At 46.6% G+C, this 22,566-nt stretch carries 22 protein-coding genes and 1 pseudogene; 14 read left to right on the top strand and 9 right to left on the bottom strand.

The window, feature by feature from the left end; genetic code table 11:
* Window positions 1–37: 37 nt before the first annotated feature.
* Both ACEW9J_RS13365 and larB read left to right on the top strand, forming a co-directional pair.
* On the top strand, window positions 38–916 hold the full coding sequence (locus tag ACEW9J_RS13365) for a 4-hydroxybenzoate solanesyltransferase (RefSeq protein ID WP_373545607.1): 879 nt from the start codon (window positions 38–40) through the stop codon (window positions 914–916).
* A gap of 145 nt (window positions 917–1,061) precedes the next feature.
* Window positions 1,062–1,847, top strand: a complete 786-nt coding sequence (larB, locus tag ACEW9J_RS13360; RefSeq protein ID WP_373545606.1) for a nickel pincer cofactor biosynthesis protein LarB — start codon at window positions 1,062–1,064, stop codon at window positions 1,845–1,847.
* Between the two features lie 296 nt (window positions 1,848–2,143).
* Here larB and ACEW9J_RS13355 read toward each other — a convergent pair whose 3' ends face one another.
* Window positions 2,144–3,325 (bottom strand): histidine kinase, encoded by a 1,182-nt coding sequence (locus ACEW9J_RS13355; protein WP_373545605.1) that lies wholly within the window; start codon window positions 3,323–3,325, stop codon window positions 2,144–2,146.
* Between the two features lie 339 nt (window positions 3,326–3,664).
* Here ACEW9J_RS13355 and ACEW9J_RS13350 point away from each other — a divergent pair, with 339 nt between their 5' ends.
* From ACEW9J_RS13350 to ACEW9J_RS13340, 3 genes are all read left to right on the top strand, one after another.
* Window positions 3,665–5,254 carry a glycoside hydrolase family 57 protein gene (locus ACEW9J_RS13350; protein ID WP_373545604.1) on the top strand — a complete coding sequence of 530 codons (1,590 nt, stop codon included), beginning with the start codon at window positions 3,665–3,667 and terminating at the stop codon, window positions 5,252–5,254.
* A 504-nt stretch (window positions 5,255–5,758) separates the two neighbouring features.
* On the top strand, window positions 5,759–5,989 hold the full coding sequence (locus ACEW9J_RS13345) for a hypothetical protein (RefSeq protein ID WP_373545603.1): 231 nt from the start codon (window positions 5,759–5,761) through the stop codon (window positions 5,987–5,989).
* Between the two features lie 33 nt (window positions 5,990–6,022).
* Window positions 6,023–6,265 (top strand): hypothetical protein, encoded by a 243-nt coding sequence (locus tag ACEW9J_RS13340; protein ID WP_373545602.1) that lies wholly within the window; start codon window positions 6,023–6,025, stop codon window positions 6,263–6,265.
* Between the two features lie 269 nt (window positions 6,266–6,534).
* On the opposite strand, the pseudogene ACEW9J_RS13335 reads toward ACEW9J_RS13340, so the two are convergent.
* Window positions 6,535–6,663, bottom strand: a pseudogene (locus ACEW9J_RS13335) (anion transporter); the annotation flags it as partial.
* A 141-nt stretch (window positions 6,664–6,804) separates the two neighbouring features.
* Here ACEW9J_RS13335 and ACEW9J_RS13330 point away from each other — a divergent pair.
* The gene (locus ACEW9J_RS13330) at window positions 6,805–7,404 is read left to right on the top strand and encodes a tRNA-(ms[2]io[6]A)-hydroxylase (RefSeq protein ID WP_373545601.1); all 600 of its coding nucleotides are present in this window, start codon (window positions 6,805–6,807) and stop codon (window positions 7,402–7,404) included.
* A 2-nt stretch (window positions 7,405–7,406) separates the two neighbouring features.
* Here the strand turns inward: ACEW9J_RS13330 and ACEW9J_RS13325 are convergent, their stop codons facing one another.
* Complete coding sequence (locus ACEW9J_RS13325) at window positions 7,407–7,784, bottom strand: MAPEG family protein (protein WP_373545619.1); 378 nt, start codon at window positions 7,782–7,784, stop codon at window positions 7,407–7,409.
* A gap of 162 nt (window positions 7,785–7,946) precedes the next feature.
* Entirely contained in the window at window positions 7,947–8,525 is a 579-nt protein-coding gene (locus tag ACEW9J_RS13320; protein WP_373545600.1) for a PadR family transcriptional regulator, read from the bottom strand.
* Between the two features lie 107 nt (window positions 8,526–8,632).
* Here ACEW9J_RS13320 and ACEW9J_RS13315 point away from each other — a divergent pair, with 107 nt between their 5' ends.
* The 5 genes from ACEW9J_RS13315 to ACEW9J_RS13295 are packed head-to-tail and all read left to right on the top strand — an operon-like array spanning window position 8,633 to window position 13,323.
* Window positions 8,633–9,355 (top strand): glutathione S-transferase family protein, encoded by a 723-nt coding sequence (locus ACEW9J_RS13315; protein ID WP_373545599.1) that lies wholly within the window; start codon window positions 8,633–8,635, stop codon window positions 9,353–9,355.
* A 57-nt stretch (window positions 9,356–9,412) separates the two neighbouring features.
* Window positions 9,413–10,819: an HlyD family efflux transporter periplasmic adaptor subunit gene (locus ACEW9J_RS13310; RefSeq protein ID WP_373545598.1), complete on the top strand. Its 1,407-nt coding sequence runs from the start codon at window positions 9,413–9,415 to the stop codon at window positions 10,817–10,819.
* 18 nt (window positions 10,820–10,837) lie between these two features.
* Window positions 10,838–12,043: an ABC transporter permease DevC gene (gene devC, locus ACEW9J_RS13305; protein WP_373545618.1), complete on the top strand. Its 1,206-nt coding sequence runs from the start codon at window positions 10,838–10,840 to the stop codon at window positions 12,041–12,043.
* Window positions 12,044–12,079: 36 nt separating this feature from the next.
* Window positions 12,080–12,793: a DevA family ABC transporter ATP-binding protein gene (locus ACEW9J_RS13300; protein WP_373545597.1), complete on the top strand. Its 714-nt coding sequence runs from the start codon at window positions 12,080–12,082 to the stop codon at window positions 12,791–12,793.
* 14 nt (window positions 12,794–12,807) lie between these two features.
* Window positions 12,808–13,323 carry a GNAT family N-acetyltransferase gene (locus ACEW9J_RS13295; protein ID WP_373545596.1) on the top strand — a complete coding sequence of 172 codons (516 nt, stop codon included), beginning with the start codon at window positions 12,808–12,810 and terminating at the stop codon, window positions 13,321–13,323.
* 133 nt (window positions 13,324–13,456) lie between these two features.
* On the opposite strand, the gene ubiE is transcribed toward ACEW9J_RS13295, so the two are convergent.
* Both ubiE and hemJ read right to left on the bottom strand, forming a co-directional pair.
* On the bottom strand, window positions 13,457–14,170 hold the full coding sequence (gene ubiE / locus ACEW9J_RS13290) for a bifunctional demethylmenaquinone methyltransferase/2-methoxy-6-polyprenyl-1,4-benzoquinol methylase UbiE (RefSeq protein WP_373545595.1): 714 nt from the start codon (window positions 14,168–14,170) through the stop codon (window positions 13,457–13,459).
* 199 nt (window positions 14,171–14,369) lie between these two features.
* Window positions 14,370–14,954 (bottom strand): protoporphyrinogen oxidase HemJ, encoded by a 585-nt coding sequence (gene hemJ, locus ACEW9J_RS13285; RefSeq protein WP_373545594.1) that lies wholly within the window; start codon window positions 14,952–14,954, stop codon window positions 14,370–14,372.
* Between the two features lie 596 nt (window positions 14,955–15,550).
* Between hemJ and pyrR the strand changes: the two genes are divergently transcribed.
* Entirely contained in the window at window positions 15,551–16,099 is a 549-nt protein-coding gene (gene pyrR, locus ACEW9J_RS13280; RefSeq protein ID WP_373545593.1) for a bifunctional pyr operon transcriptional regulator/uracil phosphoribosyltransferase PyrR, read from the top strand.
* 43 nt (window positions 16,100–16,142) lie between these two features.
* On the opposite strand, the gene ACEW9J_RS13275 is transcribed toward pyrR, so the two are convergent.
* From ACEW9J_RS13275 to ACEW9J_RS13265, 3 genes are all read right to left on the bottom strand, one after another.
* Entirely contained in the window at window positions 16,143–16,436 is a 294-nt protein-coding gene (locus tag ACEW9J_RS13275; protein WP_373545592.1) for a YggT family protein, read from the bottom strand.
* Between the two features lie 159 nt (window positions 16,437–16,595).
* Entirely contained in the window at window positions 16,596–17,411 is an 816-nt protein-coding gene (locus tag ACEW9J_RS13270; RefSeq protein ID WP_373545591.1) for a carbon-nitrogen hydrolase family protein, read from the bottom strand.
* 70 nt (window positions 17,412–17,481) lie between these two features.
* On the bottom strand, window positions 17,482–17,577 hold the full coding sequence (locus ACEW9J_RS13265; RefSeq protein ID WP_373545590.1) for a cytochrome b6-f complex subunit PetL: 96 nt from the start codon (window positions 17,575–17,577) through the stop codon (window positions 17,482–17,484).
* 212 nt (window positions 17,578–17,789) lie between these two features.
* On the opposite strand from ACEW9J_RS13265, the gene aroB reads away from it, so the two are divergent.
* A complete protein-coding gene (gene aroB, locus ACEW9J_RS13260; RefSeq protein WP_373545589.1) occupies window positions 17,790–18,950 on the top strand; it encodes a 3-dehydroquinate synthase in 1,161 nt (386 codons plus the stop codon).
* 90 nt (window positions 18,951–19,040) lie between these two features.
* Window positions 19,041–22,436 carry a CHASE2 domain-containing protein gene (locus ACEW9J_RS13255; protein ID WP_373545588.1) on the top strand — a complete coding sequence of 1,132 codons (3,396 nt, stop codon included), beginning with the start codon at window positions 19,041–19,043 and terminating at the stop codon, window positions 22,434–22,436.
* The last annotated feature ends 130 nt before the right edge of the window (window positions 22,437–22,566 follow it).

Here is a 22,566-nt window from a genome sequence, read left to right as displayed (position 1 = left end):
CGACTGCTCCATCGCCCTTTGACAAGCTCAGTAATCTATGACAACCCTTCCCCCTAAAGAACCAACTTGGCTGACTGTATTCCGGCTCCTGCGTTGGGATAAGCCCGCAGGTAGGTTAATTTTGATGATTCCCGCTCTGTGGGGATTGTGCCTAGCTGCCAAAGGGCATCCACCGCTCCCACTATTGGGCGTGATTATTTTAGGTACTTTGGCGACTAGTGCGGCGGGGTGTGTCGTCAACGATTTGTGGGATCGGAATATCGACCCGAATGTAGAGCGTACCAAAAATCGTCCCCTGGCGGCGAGGTCGCTATCGATCGCGACTGGCATCGGCGTGTTAATTGTCTCGCTGATTTGTGCGGCGATTTTGGCTCTATATCTCAATCCGTTGACTTTCTGGCTGTGTGTGGCCGCCGTTCCGGTGATTTTGCTATATCCTGGGGCAAAGCGGGTGTTTCCCGTTCCACAATTGGTACTATCGATCGCCTGGGGATTTGCGGTGTTGATTAGCTGGTCGATGGTGACGGCGAGTATTGCTACTCCGACTTGGTATTTGTGGGGAGCGACGATTTTTTGGACGTTGGGATTTGATACTGTGTATGCGATGTCCGATCGCGATGACGATCGCCGGATTGGAGTCAATTCCAGTGCGCTATTTTTTGGTAAATACGTGGCAGAAGTAACTGCACTCTGTTATGCCGTGACGGTGGGTTTACTGGGCTACATGGGTCAAATTATGAGCTTGGGGTCGATCTTTTGGCTGACACTGGGAATGGCTGCTGGGGCTTGGCTGTGGCAATATCTCCGGCTCAAGAAACCGACAATTCCGCCCGCTTTTTATCCCCAAATGTTTCGCGAAAATGTCTGGATTGGTTTTGGGTTACTCTTGGGTATGTTTTTTGGAATTAGACAATAATTTCAGGTATCCTCACAATTTCCTCAAGTTTATATGTTTAAATAAACTTGCGACTAAACCGACTGGGACAAAATGGTGTGGATCTACTGGCTGATAATGCTGTTAATCTAAGATTGATTCTTATGTGCAGCAAATATCTGAGATTATGTCACAATCGCTTCAAGATCTACTTACAGCCGTTGCTGCTGGAGCAATTACACCCGATCGAGCATTAGTAAAAATCCAGTCATTAGGATACCAATCGATCGATGAATTTGCCAAGATCGATTTGTCGCGTCAACGGCGGACGGGTTTCCCTGAAGTAATTTGGGGTTTGGGTAAAACCCCAGCGCAAATTATCAAAATCATCCAAGTCATGCGCCAACAACAGTCGGTAGTGATGGCGACGCGGATTACGCCTACCGTTTTTGCCGAACTTCACCAACACATTCCCGATCTGATCTATTACGAAATGGCGCAAATTTGCGCTCTGGCACCACTGCAAGTCACACCGATACATCCAGGTAAGATTACCATTCTCACGGCAGGTACAGCCGATTTACCCGTGGCTGAGGAAGCAGCTTGTACTGCTAGTCTGTGCGGTTTTGAGGTGAAGCGGTTATGGGATGTTGGGGTGGCGGGGATCGATCGGCTGTTGAGCAATCGTCAGATTATCGATGATGCCGATGTGTTAATTGTGGTGGCGGGGATGGAGGGAGCTTTACCTAGTGTGGTGGCTGGTTTGGCTGATTGTCCGACGATCGCTGTGCCGACTAGTATTGGCTATGGGGCTAGTTTTGGCGGGATTGCACCATTATTAACGATGCTCAATTGTTGCGCGGCGGGGGTGGGGGTTGTCAATATCGATAATGGCTTTGGTGCTGCTATTTTAGCAGGTCAGATTTTGCGATCGGCTGCCAGGATCGCGCGGATTCCTGCGGTTGAATCTTAGGCTTTACTTGTGCGATCGCATCGGCAAACGATGAGAATTTGTGGGTGGCAATTTTCCTAGTGTGGACAGAACCCGGATCTGGGGGTACCGACCCCCAGACCCCCCGTTGAGAGGCGGAACGCCGCCCCTCAAACTCCCCTGCGTAAGGTTCGATTTGTGTGGAGCGGAGTGCGGCGTTCGCTCCACCCTAAATTTTAGTTGGAGGTTAACCTGAATCTTCGGAGTTATTGCTTGTACGATCGCATCGGCAGCGGCTCGCTGTCAACTGTCAACTGTCAACTGTCAACTGTTTAAACCTAACCCTGATGCACTAATAACGTAAAATTAAACACACTTCCCTTTCCAGGGGGAGATTCGACCCAAATTTGACCGTAATGAGCGCGAACGATTTGCTGACAGACGGCTAAACCGATGCCGTAGCCGGATTGTAGTAGATCGCGATCGAGTCGATGCCGATCTTGGAAGATGCGTTTTTGATTTTCTTCAGGGATGCCTAAACCGTTATCGGCGATGCTCACTTGGATGGTTTGAGCGGTGCGATGTAGGGCACTGATATGGATGCGACCGCGATCGGGTGTATATTTGATGGCATTGTCTAATAGATTTGTGAGCACCTGATGCAGTTTGTCTAGATCGCCATAGACAGATGGGATATCTTGAGGGATGTCAGTGGTAATCGCTTGAGATTTGGTTTGAGATTGAGAATCTAGTTGAGCAATTACGCCGGAAATTAGGTGAGTGAGATCGATTTTTTGGGGACGAAGCTCGCATTCGGTAGTAGTCGATCGCGGTTGGAGAATATCAGTTACTAATCGATCGATCGATTGGAGTTGAGTCCGTGCGCGTTCGATCAGTTTAGCGATCGTTTCTGGAGCTAGAGAGTTGGCACGATAATCCTGCGGATTGTGGACGATTTCTAGAGTTCCTAAGGCTAGAGCGGCTGCTGTAAGAGGATTTCGGAGATCGTGCGCCAATACGGACATCGCTCGATCTTGCAACTTTAATCGATCGAGTAACTCTTGATTTTCTTGTTTGAGTGTGAAAACTTCATCAGTGAGTTTAATCAATTTACTCACATACTCGATCGACTCACTTAATAGTAGCTGCTCGGTGGGCGGACGATCTGAATTTCCATTACCATAATTATTTGACGCGTCCTCTCCAGAAACTAGCTCTTCTTGCCAACGCTCCCACCAATTATCGATTTGATCGCCCAAGTTGCTACCCGCTAAAATCTGACGGGGGACGGGATAGAGCTTGAGTAGTGCTGGCGTGGCAATTACCCGATAGTGTTCGGCTAAATCGGGCTGTTTGCCGACATCGATGACTTGTAGCTCGAAAGAATGTTCGGCTTTGAGCACCGCTAGCTTGTCACGGATTTCTTGATTGTGGATGTGACTAGTCGCACGCTCATCAAGGAACAGCAATAGCTGTAGCGATCTTGGCGGATTACTGGCTGGATAGCGATCGATTGACATTCATTCTCGTTGGCGTACCTCGACTCCGCTCTACACAAGCAACATCTACTGCACAATCGACAGCTCAGTTGGGTAGTAAGAATCTTTAGATTTAATTAAATCTAAGTATGAACTCTCTTTGCGTTTTGTTAACAAAAAATTAATATTAGTTAAAAAATCGTCACGATTCCCGTTCAGGGAGGCTACGCCAACGGGTGACGCAGAGGGCGCGGAGAGGGGGTTAGTGGGTTTAACCAAGAATAAATAACAAGTAACAAATAAAAGAGGATGCAAAGCTTAAAATAAGATTAACGGTAGTGTCTTGCTATCTACCATTTCCTGTTCCCACATGCTATCCCTATGAGTACTCCGCTCGGTTATGTTGCGTTAGTCTTACACGCTCATCTCCCCTTTGTTCGCCATCCTGAAAGCGATTTCGTGCTTGAAGAAGAGTGGCTATATGAAGCCATTACCGAAACATACATTCCCCTACTCCACGTTTTTGAGGGATTAAAACGGGATGGGATCGATTTCAAAATTACCATGAGTATGACTCCGCCGTTGGTGTCGATGCTGCGCGATCCCTTGCTCCAAGAGCGATATGACGAACATCTCGCCAAATTGGAAGAATTAGCCCAAAAAGAGATCGACAGCAACGAACACAATGGGCATATTAAGTATTTAGCAGAGTATTATGTCAAAGAATTTGCCGCCATTCGCAAAACTTGGGAACGACACGATCGAGATTTGATCGGGGCTTTCAAGGGATTTCTCGACAGTAATAACCTCGAAATCATTACCTGTGGTGCGACTCACGGTTATTTACCGTTGATGAAAATGTACCCCGAAGCAGTATGGGCACAAATTCGCGTCGCGTGCGAACATTATGAAGAAAATTTTGGTCGCGCTCCCAAAGGGATTTGGTTGCCAGAATGTGCCTACTATGAAGGCTTGGAGCGGATGCTGGCGGATGCTGGGTTGCGCTATTTCTTGATGGATGGACACGGGATTATGTATGCGCGTCCTCGTCCGCGATTTGGCAACTACGCGCCGATCTTTACCGAAACAGGGGTAGCCGCATTCGGACGAGATCAGGAGTCTTCTCAGCAAGTGTGGTCGTCGATGGTGGGATATCCTGGCGCACCAGAGTATCGGGAATTTTATAAGGATTTAGGTTGGGATGCTGATTACGACTATATCAAGCCGTACATCATGCCCAATGGTCAACGGAAAAATATTGGGATCAAATATCACAAGATTACCTCGAAAACTGGTGGTGAGAAAGCTCTCTACGATCCATATTGGGCGAAAGAAAAGGCAGCGGATCACGCTCAGAATTTCATGTTCAATCGCCAGCAACAGGTGACTAATGTCGCGGGGATGATGCCACGTCCGCCGCTGATTGTCTCGCCTTATGATGCCGAATTATTCGGTCACTGGTGGTATGAAGGGCCTTGGTTCATCGATTTCTTTTTCCGCAAATCTTGGCACGATCAACAAACCTATCAGATGACTCACTTGGCGGACTATCTCCGCGCTCAACCTACCCAGCAAGTGTGTCGCCCATCCCAATCTAGTTGGGGGTATAAAGGTTTTCACGAGTACTGGTTGAATGAAACTAATGCTTGGGTTTATCCTCACCTCCATAAAGGTGCCGAACGGATGATCGAATTGGCGCGGATGGAGCCAGAGGATGAATTGCAATGGCGCGCGCTCAACCAAGCTGCACGAGAATTACTCTTGGCGCAATCTTCCGACTGGGCATTTATCATGCGGACTGGGACGATGGTACCATATGCGATTCGCCGCACTCGATCGCACCTCGTCCGCTTCCACAAACTTTATGACGAACTAAAAGATCGGAAAGTCGATAGTGGCTGGCTGGAAAAAGTCGAAACGATGGACAATATTTTTCCCAGTATTAATTATCGGGCTTATCGGCCACTATAGACCCAAAAATATCGCCCCCGATTTCTTGAAGAAATTGGGGGCGATTTAGTCCAATCAGGGATTAATCACACCTGAAAAAAGACCCAGAAGGATTAAAGTTAAAGGTAATAAAATTAATATACCATTGATAGTCGTACCGATCGATGGCGTGATATTTTCGGGTGGATTTAGTTCGGATGCGTGGCTAGTACTACTCGTTCTCATGTTTTAGGAGATTGGATAACTAAGTGATGTTCTATTCTTGATCGAGCCAGCATAATTTACATCACTCGATCGAAATATTGTTAATCTAGAAGTAGTCAGCCAAAATGAATATCTATTCCCACTGTTAAGGATGCGGTAATTAGAGTAATTAGATCTTCACTATTTATCGATCTAGCAACAACCAAGCTAAATAACGTCAATGTCTCTGACCGGAGATACTCCGCCAACGAGTTAAAGATATTTACTTGGTGCTATTACCGCCAGCGATTGTGTCCGATCTCAAATATCCCAAAATAACCTATGAGTAAGACTCGATCGGTTAGACTGCTAGGTATTCTAGCACCACTACTGCTATATCAGACTAGCTGCGATCGCCCCAACAAAGCCTCTCAAAACCAGCATCGCCAAGGTATCCTTCGAGTCTGGGCACATTCAGGTCAAGCAGCCGAACGGGCGGTGCTAGAGCAACAAATTAAGCGGTTCAACAATGCTCAGAACGCCACTACAGTGCGACTGACTTTTATACCATAGCTGAAATGACCTAGACTCGTTCTGAATTTGGAATTGCTGCTCCAACGATACCCACAGCTAGAACAGGATTTTCCCCAGGAGGAGCTGATGCTCGTGGGGTTACGTCCAGAAGCTTTTACTGTTGCCCACACTGACACCGATAACTCAATTTTAGTTGAAGTGAAAACTATCGAAGCACTGGGTCATGAGATGATTATCTATGCCACAGCCCCAATTGATAAAATTGACACAGACGAGGATCGCTCTGGTGAATTGGCGAGAAATACCGATCGTTAGGATAGTTCGATTTTAACTGCTCGCGTTGCTTCATCACAGACGATTCAAGTAGGTCATCAGCTAACTTTAAGTGTCGATCTCGAAGTGTCGATCTCGATCGGTTATATTTATTTGCGATCGATGGCGAACGTATCCAATAGACTTCCTGCGAAAGTCAGGCTCTAGGCTTTAGGCTTTAGGGGAAACTATAGATGAAAACAATACTAAAAAAGATGATGTTTTTACTTTCGCAATAGGTCTATTCGATCGAGTAAGTTATGATGTAGATGTCAGTAAAACCAGCAGTAAGTCAAGGTTAGGGTTGCGATCGTCAATGGCAACCCAAATCGCAAATGCTCCCAAAATGTTAATGCCGAACCGGACTTGTTGACTGCTTCTGCTACGATCGGATTTGCCACTAATGTTCAAATTGGTAGAAATCATCGACGGAGCAAAATAGTTCTTCTACACTAGGCATAAGGCAATCCAGGTTAGTTGGTGCTTTCAGACTACCTTTGTTGCTTCTTTGCTTATCCCGAATTCACATTAATCCAGATCTGATGATCGCAACTACCAAACCGACTATTAATGCTTTGTGTCAACCCACCTCAGCCGCTTGGCTGGAACAAGCTTTGGGGAATGTCGATACCATCTTGCTCGATCACTCTCACTGTGAGCGCAAAGCAGCAGGAACCGCTGTAAATATGATGTTCCGCTATCCATCCAGCCAGAAACTAGTTCGTCAATTAACGGCAATTGCACGAGAAGAGTTAGAGCATTTCGAGCAAGTCAATCAGATTCTCGAACAGCGCGGTATTCCCCTCGCACCGCTGAATGCGCCACCTTATGGGAAGGGATTGATGAGTCAGATCCGCACTCAAGAACCGCACCGAAGGTTAGATTCACTGTTAATTTGCGGATTGATTGAAGCGCGTTCTCACGAGCGACTGGGATTGCTCGGTACCCATCTCCCCGATCCGAAATTAGCCGCATTCTACCTCAGTTTGATGGCATCAGAAGCCCGTCATTTTGGTATCTATTGGTTACTTGCAGATACTTATTACGATCGATCGATCGTCCAATCCCGTCTCGCCGAACTCGCGATCGTCGAAAGTGAGTTACTCTCTACACTCTATCCCGAACCAAGAATTCACAGTTAAGTTCAGGAATAAGGACTAAGTAGATGAAAAGCATAACTAATGATTAATCCAAGTGATGCAGAGATAATCACTGTAAACGTGATGACTATCCCGATGACTCGATCGCGAAAGTTTTCTTTGACTTGGCGAACCCCGATCGCATGGGCAATCCGTCCGATCGTTAGGGCACTACCTAAAAGGTGAATCAAAAGGTTTATCCGTGTCTGGGCTTCTAGAAAGTAGAGCAATAAGAGTGAAAGCGGGACATATTCTGCGAAGTTTGCATGAACGCGAATGGCTCTTGCCAGCAGGGGCTGATCTCCGTCGCCGATCGCTACACGGAGCTGCCTTCTGAGCAGAAGTGTGCGGATACTCAGTGCTACGAACATCAGACCGAGAATGGCTGCATAAATGGAGGTTGTCAGCCTAAATTTATTCAGGAAGGGGTAGGGTGTTCTAGCTCGGATCGTCTGTGATTTATAACTGTCAGCAACAGCATTAAGGCTTAAATTACAGTTTTGTCAAAACATCGGCATGGTTCATCTATTCATCTTGTGAGATTGTCAACGGGAGGATCGATCCTGCTCGATTGCCTGACGTTTTACAGCCTGCTCGATCGCCCCAATCGCCTCGTCACACCAAGCGACCCACTCTTCTTGATACCGAATGCCGCGCCGAATGACTAAGTGCATATAAATATCTTTCAGGTTTAGCGAATCAAGATGCTGGGAAAAATGCTCATCTAATTTCTTGACGTGCTGTACCATCTCAACGTGTAGCTGTCGCCGTCGCTCAATTTCGCGGAGAACCACTTGAGATGGAACGAGATGACCTGCCAATCCCATCACGCCTAAATCTTCACGAATGGCAGCGGGTTCACAAGGCTTTGTTAACCAATCGAGTAGTTCTTGATGTCCCTGCTCAGTGATGGAATAAATCTTTTTATCGAGTCGTCCTGGTTGGGGAATCGCCTCGTAGCTCACGCTGCCCTGCTGTTCTAGCTTCGTGAGTTCAGCATAAACTTGCTGCTGACTTGCTTTCCAGAAACAACTGCCAAACCCCTCGGCAAACTCTTTCGCCACGTCGTAGCCGCTCAGAGGCTGACGAGACAGGAATGCCAGGATTGTGTGCTTGAGTGCCATAGCCAAAAACTTACTTGACAAATCTGATACCTCGATTATAACATAGTCATGTGTTCAATTTTTTGAATACATGAATTTGAATACATGACTATGTATCTAACAAAAATATGGCGCGGGTGGCTGTCGCCTTGCTGATGAATCCCGATCGAGTCGTCTGTTCCCCTCAAAGTTGGCAAATCCACAATCTAAGGATTAATCTGATGAAACTATATAGTGTGCCGCTTTCACCCTTTGCCGCGCGTGTCCGTTTATCCATCTATCGCAAGGATCTACCGATTGAGATCGTCCCACCACCCGCAGGCGGCATCAAAAGTGACATGTATTTAGCTCTGAACCCGATGGGTCAGATTCCGACGCTGGTGCTGGACTCTGGAGTGGCAGTTCCAGAATCGGCAACGATCTTGGAATATCTAGAAGATGTCTTTCCAGTACCATCTTTACGTCCGTTCGATCCGCTGGAGTTGGCTCATGCCCGTTTGTTCCTCCGCATCCCAGATTTTCACATTCGACCCTCCATCTTTACTTTAAGAGGGTTGCGAGATCCAGCTAACCGTAACAAGGAAGTGGTAAAAACAGAATTTGAAGTTATCGATCGGGGATTGTCCTATATCGAACATTATCTGAGCGGCGATCCCTGGGCTGTGGGCGATCGACCGTCGATCGCTGATTGTGCGCTCGTGCCCGTAATCAATATAGTCAGTTTGATGGTGTCGATTTTCGGGCAGCCGGATCTCATCGGTAAATATAAAAAGCTCGATCTTTATTGGCAAGCGGCAAAGACCGATGAAATTAATGCCAAAGTAATTGCCGAACAACTAGCAGCCTTGTAGAACGCCTGGGAGTCTACATCCGAACAGCAGATCGACCAAAAATTATTACAAAAAGGTATGAACGATATCGATCGAAAAGCGAAATGGCGATCGCCCCAGTGGGGCATAATGCTGGGTGTAGGTGGTCTGTTGATTGCTGGCGGTGGTGTAGCTTATCGGATGTGGCTTAGTCCGCCAGTGCCACAATCGATCGCGGTAGCTGCCAAGCCACTGGTGGAAACAGTCTCTGCGCTGGGACGATTGGAACCAGAAGGGACGACGATCCATGTATTTGCACCTACTGCCGCAGAAGGTGCGCGAGTGGAAAGCCTCAAAGTCATTCACGGTCGATCGATTCGGCAAGGGGACACGATCGCGGTTTTGGATACTTATGCACGTCGTCAGTCGGCGGTGCGATCGTCACAAGAAGAGCTAGGAGTTGCCCGATCGAAGTTAGCTCAAGTGGAAGCTGGAGCCAAACAGGGCGAGATTCAAGCGCAGCAGGCGACGATCGGCAGGTTTCAAGCCGAACGGGACACCCAGACAGCCGCCCAGCAAGCGACACTTGCCAGAGTAGTCGCAGAGACAAATACGCAAACCGCATCACAGCAGGCGACAGTAGCCAAAGTCATTGCCGAAACAGCGACCCAAATCGACGCACAGCAGGCAGCGATCGCCGAATCACAAGCAGGACTCGATAACGCGCAGTTGGAGTACAAACGCTATGAAACCTTGTATCAACAGGGTGTAGTTACGGCATCGATTCGGGATAGCAAACGGTTAACCGCCCAGACAGCCCAGCAAAAAGTCAATCAAGCTAAAGCTAATTTGAATCGGATTACCGATTCTGGCAAGCAGCAAATAAATGAAGCCAAAGCTAACTTACGTCGGATTCAAACATCGGGACAACAGCAAATTAATGAAGCCAAAGCTAATTTGCGAAAGATTGAAACATCGATGCAGCAACAGGTAAAGGAAAGTCAATTTACCCTCAATAAAATTGCCGAGGTGCGTCCGGTGGATGTCACAGTCGCTCGATCTCAGGTTGCTCAAGCCCAAGCGAATGTAGCTCAAGCCCAGGCAAATCTAGATGCGGCAATAGTGCGATCGCCCCAGGATGGAAAAGTCCTCAAAATCCATACTCGTGCTGGCGAACGTGTTGGGAATGACGGCATCATCAGTCTGGGACAAACCGATCGGATGGTAGCTGTAGCAGAAGTTTATGAATCAGATCTCAGCCGGATTCGATCGGGACAGAAGGCAACTGTTACTAGCAAGAACAACGCTTTCTCTGATGTGCTGCAAGGCAAAGTTGTCGAAGTTGGGCTAGAAATTAACAAAAAAGATGTCTTAAATACCGATCCAGCCGCCAAGTTTGATGCACGGGTGGTGGAGGTGAAAGTGTTGTTGGATGAAGCTGCTAGCCGTCGGGTGGCAGGTCTGACTAATTTGAGTATTCAAGTATCGATCGATGTCAAATCTTGAGGGAATATTATGGCGCAGATGATTCGGGACGAGACGGTCGATCGAGAGCAACAGCATAAGGTTGGCAAAAAGAAGAAACCGCTGTTTCTGTCATGGCTACAGTTACGCAAAGAACGGACGAAGCTGCTGGTGGCGATCGCGGGGATTAGCTTTGCCGATGTGCTGATGTTTCTGCAAATGGGCTTTCAGGGCGCATTATTTAGTAGCGCGGTGGAATTTCACCATAGCCTCAACGGTGAAATCGTGATGACGAGCAGTCGATCGCGCGCGTTGATTTCCCTCGACAGGTTTACCGAGCGGCGGCTGTATCAGGCAGCAGGTATAGCGGGTGTCGCCTCCGTCAGTCCGATCTATCTCAATGCCATTCAGTGGCGCAATCCCTACAACAAAGAGATCTGGAGTATTTACGCGATCGGCATCAACCCCGAACATCAGGTCTTGAATATCCCTGGTGTCGAAGCCAACCGTCAAAAACTGCGCGAACCGGATACCGCCCTATTCAATCAGGGTTCTCGCCAAGAATTTGGCCCGATCGCCCAACGGTTTGAGGCGGGAGAGTCAGTCATCACCGAAATTAATAACCGCCAAGTGCAGGTGCGGGGCTTGTTTAATCTCAGCCCGACTTTTGGGATCAATGCCTACCTCGTGACGAGCGATGTCAACTTTTTGCGGATGGATGCCAATCGTCAAGGTGGATTAATTGATGTGGGAGTAATTAAGCTCAAGCCTGGGGTAGATGTGCAGACGGTTTTAACCCAGATCCGATCGCGGTTGCCCGATGATGTCAAAGTGATGACCAGAGATGATTATGAAAAAGCGGAGGTTTCTTTTTGGAAGGCGAGTACGCCCGTTGGTTATACCTTCGATTTAGGTGTGGTCATCGCCTTTATTGTGGGTGCGGTAATTGTCTATCAGATTCTCTACAGCGATGTGACCGATCATTTGCCGGAATATGCCACGCTCAAGGCGATGGGATTTCGCGATCGCTATCTGCTCATCGTCGTTTTCCAAGAGTCGCTGATTCTGGCAGTGCTGGCGTTTATGCCAGGTGTGGCAATTGCATTGGGCATCTATCAGATTACTAATATTGCCACGAAGCTACCGATGGCGATGGATTTGGGTCGAGTTGCTTTCGTTTTTATCCTCACTGCCATCATGAGTGCTTCCTCTGCGGCAATCGCTGTGAGGAAGCTCCAAACTGCCGATCCTGCGGATATTTTTTAGGAGGTAAAGATGTCTCAATTGTCGTCAACATCTAACATGACAAATACTCAAGCTGCGATCGCCATTAATCGCTTGAATCATTACTACGGTCACGGTTCGCTCCAAAAACAGGTTTTATTCGACATCGATCTGCAAATCGATCGGGGCGAGATTATTATTATGACTGGGCCATCGGGTTCTGGTAAGACCACATTGTTAACGCTGATGGGGAGTTTGCGATCGGTTCAGAAAGGAAATCTGAACATTTTAGGTAATGAGTTAGCCAACGCTAGTAAAGAGCAGATGACTCTGATCCGTCGCGACATTGGTTATATTTTTCAAGCCCACAACCTATTGAACTTCCTCACCGCCTATCAAAATGTCGAGATGGCATTGGAAATTCATGATGTGACTGCGGCTGAAGCCGATTTTCGGATTCGACAGGTGTTGACAGCAGTAGGTCTAGACCACCGCCTGGACTACTATCCGAGCGACTTATCTGGCGGACAAAAACAACGGGTGGCGATCGCCCGTGCTTTGGTCAGTCAGCCTAAAATTATCTTAGCCGACGAACCAACAGCAGCATTAGATAAAAAATCGGGACGAGATGTAGTGGAAATTATGGAGAAGCTGGCGAAAGAACAGGGTTGTACGATTCTATTAGTGACCCATGACAACCGGATTCTCGATCTTGCCGATCGGATTATTTATATGGAAGATGGCTATTTGGTCGTTGGCGGAGCCTCGGCTTTTCCGAATCGTGGTGTGTAACAACTAAGGAATTTATGTTCAAACAATATCAAAATTATACGATCCGATCGTGGCAACCTAAAGATCGACTAGTTGCCGCAAAAGTCATCGAGATCGCTCTGGCTGAATATGGATTGGGGTGGGAGCCGACTGGTGCAGATCGCGATGTATTGGCAGTTGAGGACTATTATCTCGATCGCGGGGGTGAATTTTGGGTAGTTGAGGAACAGGGCGATCTGGTTGGTACGAGTGCTTATTATCCCTGCTCGATCGACACATCTGAGCTAGATCTTCGCGGCAAGAAGGCGGTAGAAATTCGGAAAATGTACTTGCACCCGAAAGCCAGAGGGCAAGGCTTAGGCAAGTATTTATTAGGGCAATTGGAACAAGCGATCGTCGATCGAGGTTATCGAGAGATTCGGATTGAAACCGCTAGTGTCCTCACAGCAGCCGTGAAACTATATGAGTCGAATGGTTATCAATCGATCGCCGAAGTAGAGACAGCTAGATGCGATCGAGCATATATTAAACAGTTGATAGTTGATAGTTGATAGTTGACAGCTCGCACTGAGCGTAGTCGTTGGCGTTAGCCTGCCGTAGGCATAGTGTTGATAGTTGACAGCGATTAGCCCGATATTCATATCCCCAACGTTTAAAGGAAGTCGGGGATCTTTTCAATGTTAACTATTTAGTCAATACTAATATACCCATCATCCCACCTGCGATCGGGTAATGAGTTGCATGACTAAACCCAGCCGTAATCCCTAATTTTACCTGTTCTGTACCATTAGGAAAACGGTCTAGACTAGGGTTGAGATAAGCATACTCAGCCATCATGCCCAATTCAGTTGCTTTGGGGACAACGATCGCATCTAGATACCATTGCTGAAAGCGACGAATTAAGTTAATATCGGGACGATGGAAGTCGAGAATTGCGATCTTAGCATCAGGTTTTAAAACTCGGTGTAACTCTGCTAAACATTTAGGAATATCTGTGACATTCCGCAAGCCATAACCCATTGTCGCTGCATCAAAATAATTATCTGCAAATGGTAAATCTAGTGCGTCGGCTTCTACCCAGTCAATTCGATCTAGTGGCGGATAAATATTAGCAATCCTGGCTGCGGCATTTTCTAGTTGCGCGGGGGCAAAATCAGCACCAATAACTGTACCCTTAGTTCCGACTTGTTTTGCCATCAGTTGGGTGATATCGCCACTACCACAACAGATATCTAAGCAAGTATCTCCAGGTGTAGCTCCACTCCAGGATACTGTCATCTGTTTCCATACCCAATGAATACCTAAGCTCAGATCGTTATTCATGCGATCGTATACTGGTGCAATTCGATTAAATATTGCTTGAATATCTGTGGATGTATAATTTGATTTAACTAGCATTAATAAGTATATATCACTAAAAATATTTTGCTCTAAATTCATTCATGTAGGGAGCCTCAGCGATCGGTTAATTTTCATGTAGGGTGTGTAGGCGAAAGCCGTAACGCACCATTACCCGCTCCTTGGGATCGATTTAGGATCGATCGAGAGATATTATTAACAACGTCTCCATCATTTATTGAAGTTAGCAGATTGGAAATCATACGCCAACTTCAGAAGTCGAAACTTCTACTTGTGCTAACTTTTCAGCATCCAGTCTACGCTTACGGGCATAGAGTTGAATTGTTGCAGCCATCAGCACTACCAATCCCACGATTACATAACCAGTTAAATCGGTAGGTAAACTATCTTTAAAGATTGCTAATAGGACGATCGCGACTAAAAATAGCGTCGGTAATTCATTAAGTCCCCGCAACTGTTGACTGCTCCATTTACACTCATCTACTGCAAGTTTTTTCATCAAACTTCTACAGTAGAAATGATAGCCGATTAATAAAGCTACCAACCCCAGTTTAATATGTAACCAACGTTGATGAATAATCTCCGGCTCTGTCGAAATAATCCCGATCGCCATCGCGATCGTCACCAACATTCCAGGCGTGGTAATAATACTATAGAGCCGCTTTTCCATGATTTGGTACTGCTCTTTGAGAATGCTTCGTGCAGGTTCGGGCTTCTCATTTGCCTCAACATGATAAATAAACAACCGCACTAGATAAAACAATCCTGCAAACCAAACTGTAAACCCGACAATATGAAAAGATTTAAACCACTGATATGCCATAAGAGAGGTGTTAGGTGTTAGGGAATAGTGATGGGATTTAACTTTCGACTTTTAACTTTTGCTTGGCAATAGCCGGAACAACTTTCAACTCGTCTTCATCTAGGTTAGGCAAAAAGGCTGACGGTTGCTACGGCGATCGAGATAAGCTTAATATTATGCAATATCAGTAGGAGTTAATGCACCCTTTGATTTGAGGCTCAGACTGGGTGGTTTGGTGCCTGGGAGGCTAGCTAAAATCCTGGGGATTGGTGGTAGATCTAGGCTTTACTCCCATCAATGCGATCGATTGCTACTAAATCGAGCATACCAGCCACGACAAGGCAGAGACTATTAGCAAATCCCCTTACAGGTTATGCGACTGGCTTAGTGACTGGTTTAGTGGGGGTTAGTGGTAGGACAATTTCACTACCTTTACAGATGCTGCTACTGGGAGAGACAATTAAGGTAGCAATTAACAATTTATTTCGCTTCACCCTACTACTAATTTCTATTTGTACTTTGATTCTGGAGGTAAGTCAGTTAACAGTCGATCGGTGATATCTCTGCTACGCTGAGTCCAAGAAGTTGAATTCCATCACTATTCACCATTGCCTAACATGTCTAGTCCCATCGTTGAAATACTTTCTGCTGATGAAATTCGGAGAACGATCGTCAGGTTAGCTTCAGAGATTAACGAACGCTGTCGAGATTTGTCGCAGATAGTGCTAGTCGGAATTCAAAAAAAAGGTGTTCCCCTCACCAGAATGTTAGCAAAACAGATGGAAGTATTGGAAGGGGTAAAAGTACCTGTCGCGACTCTAGATATTACCTTCTATCGTGACGATCTCGATCTAATTGCCGTAAGAACGCCAGGTAAAACCGAGATTCCGGTAGACTTGAGTGGTAAGACAGTAATTTTAGTAGATGATGTGATCTTTCAAGGTCGAACCATCCGCGCAGCAATGAATGCTATCAATGAGTATGGTAGACCTAAACACATTTTACTAGCAGTATTAATCGATCGAGGTCATCGACAAGTACCGATTCATCCCGATTTTGTCGGCAAGAGGCTACCTACTGCACGGGATGAACAGATCAAGGTCTATTTTCAAGATCCCGACGGTAGAGATGCTGTAGAATTGATTCGGGCAACAACTCTGGCATAGACTACTAAAGCTTCATTTTGTCGTTACTTTTACTCGACGATAACTAGCTACCTAGCATGGTAATAATGCCTTGCTGTCCGACTAAAACTTCCCGAATTAAACTCACAATTCCTACCCAGACAATCGGGGTAATATCCACTCCACCAATTGGCGGAATTAGCTTGCGAGAAGGAGCTAAAAAAGGTTCTGTAGGTGCAACAACAAGACTAAATGGTAACTTTTGGCTCTCTACCTGTGGATACCACGTTAGCACGATCCGAAAGATAAATAAGAATGTCATTACTACCAAGATCAGGCTGATAGCGATATTAATTAATTGAATGTTATTAGCAGTCATTTCGGTTTTGGATTTTGGATTGCTTACCCTGTTGGCGTAGCCTTGCCTTTGGCATTGCGTAGCCGTTGGCGTTAGCCTGCTAGGCACAGTGTGGATGTTGGATTTGCCATCGAGATCTAGAGGTTTTCGATCTCGATTGCACCAACTAAGATTACTTCTCTACGCAAAAACTCGATGTTGGAGTGAAGGCATTTGAGCGCGCGCACGATCTAGACGAGTAGGATTGATTTCGGCGATCGCGACTCCAGGTAGATCGCCAGCATCAGCTAAAATGACTCCCCAAGGATCGATAATCATTGCGTGTCCGTGAGTTTGGCGCATGGCATAGTGGGTACCAGTTTGAGCTGGAGCGATGACATAACAGCTATTTTCGATCGCGCGTGCTTGCAATAAAACTTGCCAGTGATCTTTGCCAGTGTATGCGGTAAAAGCGGCGGGAACAAACAACACATCGGCACCTAATTTTGACAGATGGCGGTACAACTCTGGAAACCGGACATCGTAGCAAACAGACATACCAATTCCGCCTAACTGGGGCGAGTGATAGACATCGGGGAGCTTTACCCCTGCCATGACAGTACTCGATTCATGATAAGTATTACCATCGGGAAGATCGACATCAAACAAATGCGCCTTCTCATATCTACTGAGTTCCTCACCGTTGGGGCCGACCAGTAGCGCGGTATTATAAACTTTACCCTCAGTGCCAACCGGAACGGGAAAGCCACCACCGACTAGGGTAATTTGAAATTTCTGGGCGGTTGTTTTGAGAAATTTCTCAGTTTGAGTAGCGATCGCTTCAGCATGACTGATTTTATTCTCTTCAGTACCTAAAAAAGCGAAATTTTCGGGCAGACTAATTAATTCAGCACCCCGACGAACGGCTAATTCGATTAATTCTTCAGCAGTAGCTAGATTTTTCGCTAGATCCGGCCGACTCGTCATTTGAATAGCAGCAGCGAGGTAGGATTTCATGTGGGAGAAAGTAGTAATATGAATAGATATTAGAGCGATTGACTAGCCACAATTGACTAGTCGGCAGAGCCTAGATTACTTTGGCAAATTTTAGTCCAAAGAACAGACCCATCGCAATCACGAACATAATCCCGATAAAACCTAAATAAGCGATCGCACCAGACATATATTTATCCTCCTTTAGAACTATTCTATTACTATTAAATCATTGACTGGAGCCTAGAGTACAGCAGGCAGCCGAATTAGAGATCCGATCTTTGCCTTCGACATCTACAATTTAAGTTAGGGATTAGGCTTTGAGGCTCTGAGGATCTAGAAATACCTCAATTACCTACTGTCTGCAATTAGATCCTACTTTACCCATCACCTCCGAAATTTATGGAATCGATCGTCGTCGATCTAGCTGAAAATACTTATGAAGTCTCGATTGCCTCTGGAAATCTAGATCGATTGGGGGAAAAATGTCGCGCTCTCCGATGGCAACGCAAAGACCATCAGTTCGGCTTGGGGGAAAAGATAATGGTGGTATCCAATCCAGCCGTATTCAAACTCTATGGAGCGCAGACGATCGCCGCACTGGAGCGATCGAACTTCCAGGTATCTTACTGTGAATTACCCGATGGCGAACGGTACAAAACACTCAAATCGATCGAAACCATCCACGATTTTGCCCTAGAGCATGGGCTAGATCGCTCCTCTACCCTAGTTGCTTTGGGTGGTGGCGTGATTGGGGATATGACGGGTTTTGCGGCGGCTACGTGGCTGCGGGGGATTAATGTCGTTCAGGTACCGACGACATTACTCGCGATGGTGGATTCCTCCATTGGTGGTAAAACTGGTGTCAATCATCCCCAAGGGAAAAATCTGATCGGTGCGTTTCATCAACCGCGTTTGGTGCTGACAGATCCGCAAGTTTTAGCAACATTGCCAGAGCGAGAATTTCGCGCGGGAATGGCAGAAGTCATCAAGTATGCGATTATCGGCGATCCTGAACTATTCGAGCTACTCGAAGGCGCAAGTGGACTAAAACAGGATGATGTCAATTCCGAACTCCTCGCTACTATTTTAACGCGATCGGCTAGAGCAAAGGCAGATGTGGTCAGTAAAGATGAGTATGAATTGACTGGGTTGCGGGCAACTCTCAATTATGGACACACGATCGGTCATGCGATCGAGAGTGTCACCAAGTATCAAGTCGTCAATCATGGCGAAGCTGTGGCGATGGGGATGGTAGCTGCGGGACAACTGGCTGTAAAATTGAACCTGTGGACAGCCGCCGCAGCCCACAGTCAGGATGCCGTCATTGCTAAAGCAGATTTAGCCATCAAGCTACCAGCAAAGATCGAGATCGCAGCGATAATTAAGACGCTAAAATCTGATAAAAAAGTCCTCGCGGGCAAAGGTGTATTTATTCTGCCTACCAAGATCGGTAACACCAAAAAGATCGCTTACGAAGTGTCAAATTTTACAAACGATCTAGTTTCAGATCCGTTAATCGAGCAAGTTTTAACCGCTATGTTGCCGATTGCAAGCAACTAGATTCCAGGTATTCTAAGTGAATCTAGGGTAATTTGTAATAATTGAATATTCACAGCCAACGCTAGCATCCATCTACCGTATCCACAGATCTTGAACTATCTCAACCGATTCACCAATTTTTCGGCACAGATCCCCGAAAACCTGCGATCTGCATGGCGGTGGTTGCCAGGCCCCATCGCGGCGGCGATGGCGATTGGATTAGTACAACTGGGTGCAACCGCGCCAGTCGAAGATTTTGCGTACAATCGGTTGACGGAACTGCGCGGGGAAAGAGCTTGGGACGAGCGAGTCGTTGTCGTCGAGATCGATGATGAGAGTGCTGCTAAATATAAAGACTTACCGCACGATCGATCTCACTATGCAAAATTAGTGAAAATTCTGACCAAGTACAACGCCAGCACGATTGCCTTCGAGCAGACTTTTAGCGATATCACACCCAATGATGATGAATTTATCAAAGCAATTAACAACCACAAAGCGGTAATTCTCGCCCAAAGTTGGGACGCCCAAAACAAACCAATTCTACCAACTCGGAGATTGAGAGCCTCGGCTCAAGCCATCGGACACATCGACAAAATTAAAAGTTACGATGGGGTGGTTCGGCAGATCCAAGCGTACAAAAATCGGGTGTATTCTCTATCCTGGATGGCAGTAGAAGGACACAATCTCAGCAACGATCCCGAAATCAAACGTCCGCCAAATGATGGTGATTTCTGGATTAATTGGCCCGGTAAAGTTGCTAACGCCAACCACTATTCATTAAGCACGCTCCTCGATCCCAAAGATGAGCGCGACAAGCAACTGCTCGAAAAGGCATTTAATAACAAAATCGTATTAGTTGGATTGACGGGAAATAATGCCAAGCGGATCGATACTCCATTCGATCGATCTGAAGGTGCGGCGAGTATCTATCTACATGCAGCAGTAGTCGATAATCTGCTCGAACGCGCTCAACTCCAGCTCGTGCCAGATCTCTGGCTGGCACTGGTGCTGCTGGGTGTTAGTCCACTGTTGAGCGACAGGCTCAGTCGGCTGACTCACGGGCAAAGACTGCTAGCACTACTCGGCTTGAGTAGTAGCTGGATCGCGATAGTCACAGTAGCTTTAGCCAATAATTATTGGCTGCCAGTCGCCACTCCGATTGGTCTCCTCCTACTGACTACTGTTGGTGTAGCTTATTGCGAACGACAATATACAGACTTTCTCGTCAAGCGCGAAATCGATCGGTTGTGGCAAACCCATCAAACCAATTTAGTCGCTCATCCACCCCGCTTTGGAGACAAGCTTTCTCCACCAATTCCAGTCGATAAAGTAGCAAAATTAGCCATCATTGCTGCTGAATTGGGACGCGCACAATCAGCTCAGACAGCGATCGCGCATAGCTTATCAATGGGGTTACTCGCGACTGAATTAGATGGTACAGTCTGGTTTTGTAATTCGGTTGCTTCTCAGCTATTAAGTATCAATGTCGGTGACAAAATCGAACACTGTCTGATTCCTAAGTGGTTGACTGCTCGTGAATGGTCAGATTATCTAAGCGATCTACATACTTATCAAAGTTTACCTGCCAAGGAAGTCAAGTATAAAGATAAATTCTTCACGCTTAGATTAGAAGCATTATTTAATTGGCAGGAGATCCAGCAAGAGATCGTTGATGGTAAGAAAATTGAAGAGATCGCCGTGATTTCAGGATTTTTATTAGTAATCGAAGATATCACAGTATCAAAGCAACTTCAGTCATTATTGCTCGAACGAGAACGCCACAGTCGTCAAGAGCTGACTAAAGAAAATATCGCTCTAGAAAAAGCCCGTCAAATGGCTGAATCTGCGGGCAAAATGAAGAGTGCATTTCTGGCAAATATGAGCCATGAAATTCGGACACCGATGAATGGAATTATTAGTTTTACTGAGCTATTGTTGGATACTAAGCTCAATGACGAGCAGCGCAGCTTCGTCGAGATCATTCGGGGTAGCTCTGATAATTTATTAAATATTATTAATGAAATTTTAGATTTTTCCAAAATTGAAGCTGGAGAAATGCAACTAGAAGAGATAAACTTCAACTTGACAGATGCGGTAGAACAAACGATCGAAGTATTAGCAAATAACGCTTACTCCAAAGGAATCGAGCTGAGTTGTCGGATCGAGCCAACAATTTTTAATAATTTACAAGGCGATCCGACGCGATTGAGTCAAATCCTGATTAACCTGATCGGTAATGCGATCAAATTTACCGATCGCGGTGGAGTATCGATCGATATTAGCGCGATCGCCACGATCGATCGACAGACAACGCTTTACTTCCAAGTCCAAGATACAGGCATCGGGATCGATCGAGATAGTCAAGACAAAATTTTTCAATCCTTTTCTCAAGCTGATTCCTCCACCACTCGTCAATATGGTGGTACGGGATTGGGCTTGGCAATCTCCAAGCGGTTGATCGAAATGATGGGTGGGGAAATTGGCGTAATTAGTGCCCCAGGTGCGGGTTCGATTTTCTGGTTTACCCTAACTTGCCGTCTTGCCATCACTCCAGAAATGAGCGACGAATTGTCACTCAGTAGCCAACTAGCCCAAACACTCCAAGGGCAACAGATCCTCATCGCTGGTAATTGGGATCACAGTCGCCACGCGATCGCCTCTGCGGCTGAACATTACGGTGCCACTGTCACCACGACAACCACTAGCACCGCAGCCATGAATCTCCTGCTAGCCGCCGCCGTCGTTGGTAGACCATTTCAGATGCTCATTACCGATCTCGCGTTCCCAGATAGCCCCAACACCACGCTCCCCGAACAAATCAGTCACTATCCCGAACTCAAAAATCTACGGATAATTGCCACGATCGCCTTCAACGAATACGATCGCGCATCCAAGCTCCAGCAGCAAGCGGCGATCTCTGAATACGCCTTCAAACCAGCCAAACCGCTCAATCTGCTCCATAAATGTATCGAAACGCCGCTCATTGCCATCCCCGATCGCAAATCATTTGCCAGTACTACAGATCCCCAACCCCCTCGGCAGCTCCCCCAGCTACCCAGTTCTAATTTACGAATTTTGGTAGCAGAAGACAATAAAGTCAATCAAAAAGTCGCCCTCAATCAGCTCAAAAATTTGGGCTACGCCGCCGATCTCGCCTGTGATGGCGAAGAAGTACTTGCCAAAATTGCCAGCCAAGATTACGACGCGATCTTGATGGATTGTCATATGCCTCGGCTCGATGGCTATGCCGCCACCAAAGAAATCCGAATGCGTGAAGGTAAAGTGCGGCATACAATTATCATCGCCCTCACCGCCAGTGCGATGAAAGAAGATCGCGAATTAGCCATGCTCGCAGGGATGGATGACTTTTTATCCAAACCCGTTCGCAAAGACGAGCTATCAGCCAAAATTGCCCACTGGATGCAGCAGCGATCGCCGAGCCAATCTCCTAGCGATACTCCATCAGAGCAGCTACGCCAACAAGTTCATCACTCCCCAGCCTAGTCTACACCATACCTAGATCGCGATCCGCTGGAATCTGCTGTAGACTGAGACTATTCCGATCGATCTGAGCCACTGGCATTATTTACGTCCGACGCGATCGAGAAATAGCCATATCGATCGAAAACATGTG

It is taken from the genome of Chamaesiphon sp. (genome assembly GCF_041737865.1).
Classification (GTDB): domain Bacteria; phylum Cyanobacteriota; class Cyanobacteriia; order Cyanobacteriales; family Chamaesiphonaceae; genus Chamaesiphon.
This window is presented reverse-complemented; position numbering and strand designations above follow the sequence as displayed.

Bases quoted from the DNA above. Each gene is read 5' to 3' on its own strand.
- pyrR (WP_373545593.1), top strand. From the start codon at position 15,551: ATGTCTAGTCCCATCGTTGAAATACTTTCTGCTGATGAAATTCGGAGA.
- larB (WP_373545606.1), top strand. From the start codon at position 1,062: ATGTCACAATCGCTTCAAGATCTACTTACAGCCGTTGCTGCTGGAGCA.
- ACEW9J_RS13320 (WP_373545600.1), bottom strand. From the start codon at position 8,525: ATGGCACTCAAGCACACAATCCTGGCATTCCTGTCTCGTCAGCCTCTG.
- ubiE (WP_373545595.1), bottom strand. From the start codon at position 14,170: ATGCTAGTTAAATCAAATTATACATCCACAGATATTCAAGCAATATTT.
- ACEW9J_RS13270 (WP_373545591.1), bottom strand. From the start codon at position 17,411: ATGAAATCCTACCTCGCTGCTGCTATTCAAATGACGAGTCGGCCGGAT.
- ACEW9J_RS13345 (WP_373545603.1), top strand. From the start codon at position 5,759: ATGAGTAAGACTCGATCGGTTAGACTGCTAGGTATTCTAGCACCACTA.
- ACEW9J_RS13265 (WP_373545590.1), bottom strand. From the start codon at position 17,577: ATGTCTGGTGCGATCGCTTATTTAGGTTTTATCGGGATTATGTTCGTG.
- ACEW9J_RS13350 (WP_373545604.1), top strand. From the start codon at position 3,665: ATGAGTACTCCGCTCGGTTATGTTGCGTTAGTCTTACACGCTCATCTC.
- ACEW9J_RS13275 (WP_373545592.1), bottom strand. From the start codon at position 16,436: ATGACTGCTAATAACATTCAATTAATTAATATCGCTATCAGCCTGATC.
- aroB (WP_373545589.1), top strand. From the start codon at position 17,790: ATGGAATCGATCGTCGTCGATCTAGCTGAAAATACTTATGAAGTCTCG.
- ACEW9J_RS13330 (WP_373545601.1), top strand. From the start codon at position 6,805: ATGATCGCAACTACCAAACCGACTATTAATGCTTTGTGTCAACCCACC.
- ACEW9J_RS13315 (WP_373545599.1), top strand. From the start codon at position 8,633: ATGGCGCGGGTGGCTGTCGCCTTGCTGATGAATCCCGATCGAGTCGTC.
- ACEW9J_RS13300 (WP_373545597.1), top strand. From the start codon at position 12,080: ATGACAAATACTCAAGCTGCGATCGCCATTAATCGCTTGAATCATTAC.
- ACEW9J_RS13355 (WP_373545605.1), bottom strand. From the start codon at position 3,325: ATGTCAATCGATCGCTATCCAGCCAGTAATCCGCCAAGATCGCTACAG.
- devC (WP_373545618.1), top strand. From the start codon at position 10,838: ATGATTCGGGACGAGACGGTCGATCGAGAGCAACAGCATAAGGTTGGC.
- ACEW9J_RS13310 (WP_373545598.1), top strand. From the start codon at position 9,413: ATGAACGATATCGATCGAAAAGCGAAATGGCGATCGCCCCAGTGGGGC.
- ACEW9J_RS13365 (WP_373545607.1), top strand. From the start codon at position 38: ATGACAACCCTTCCCCCTAAAGAACCAACTTGGCTGACTGTATTCCGG.
- hemJ (WP_373545594.1), bottom strand. From the start codon at position 14,954: ATGGCATATCAGTGGTTTAAATCTTTTCATATTGTCGGGTTTACAGTT.
- ACEW9J_RS13295 (WP_373545596.1), top strand. From the start codon at position 12,808: ATGTTCAAACAATATCAAAATTATACGATCCGATCGTGGCAACCTAAA.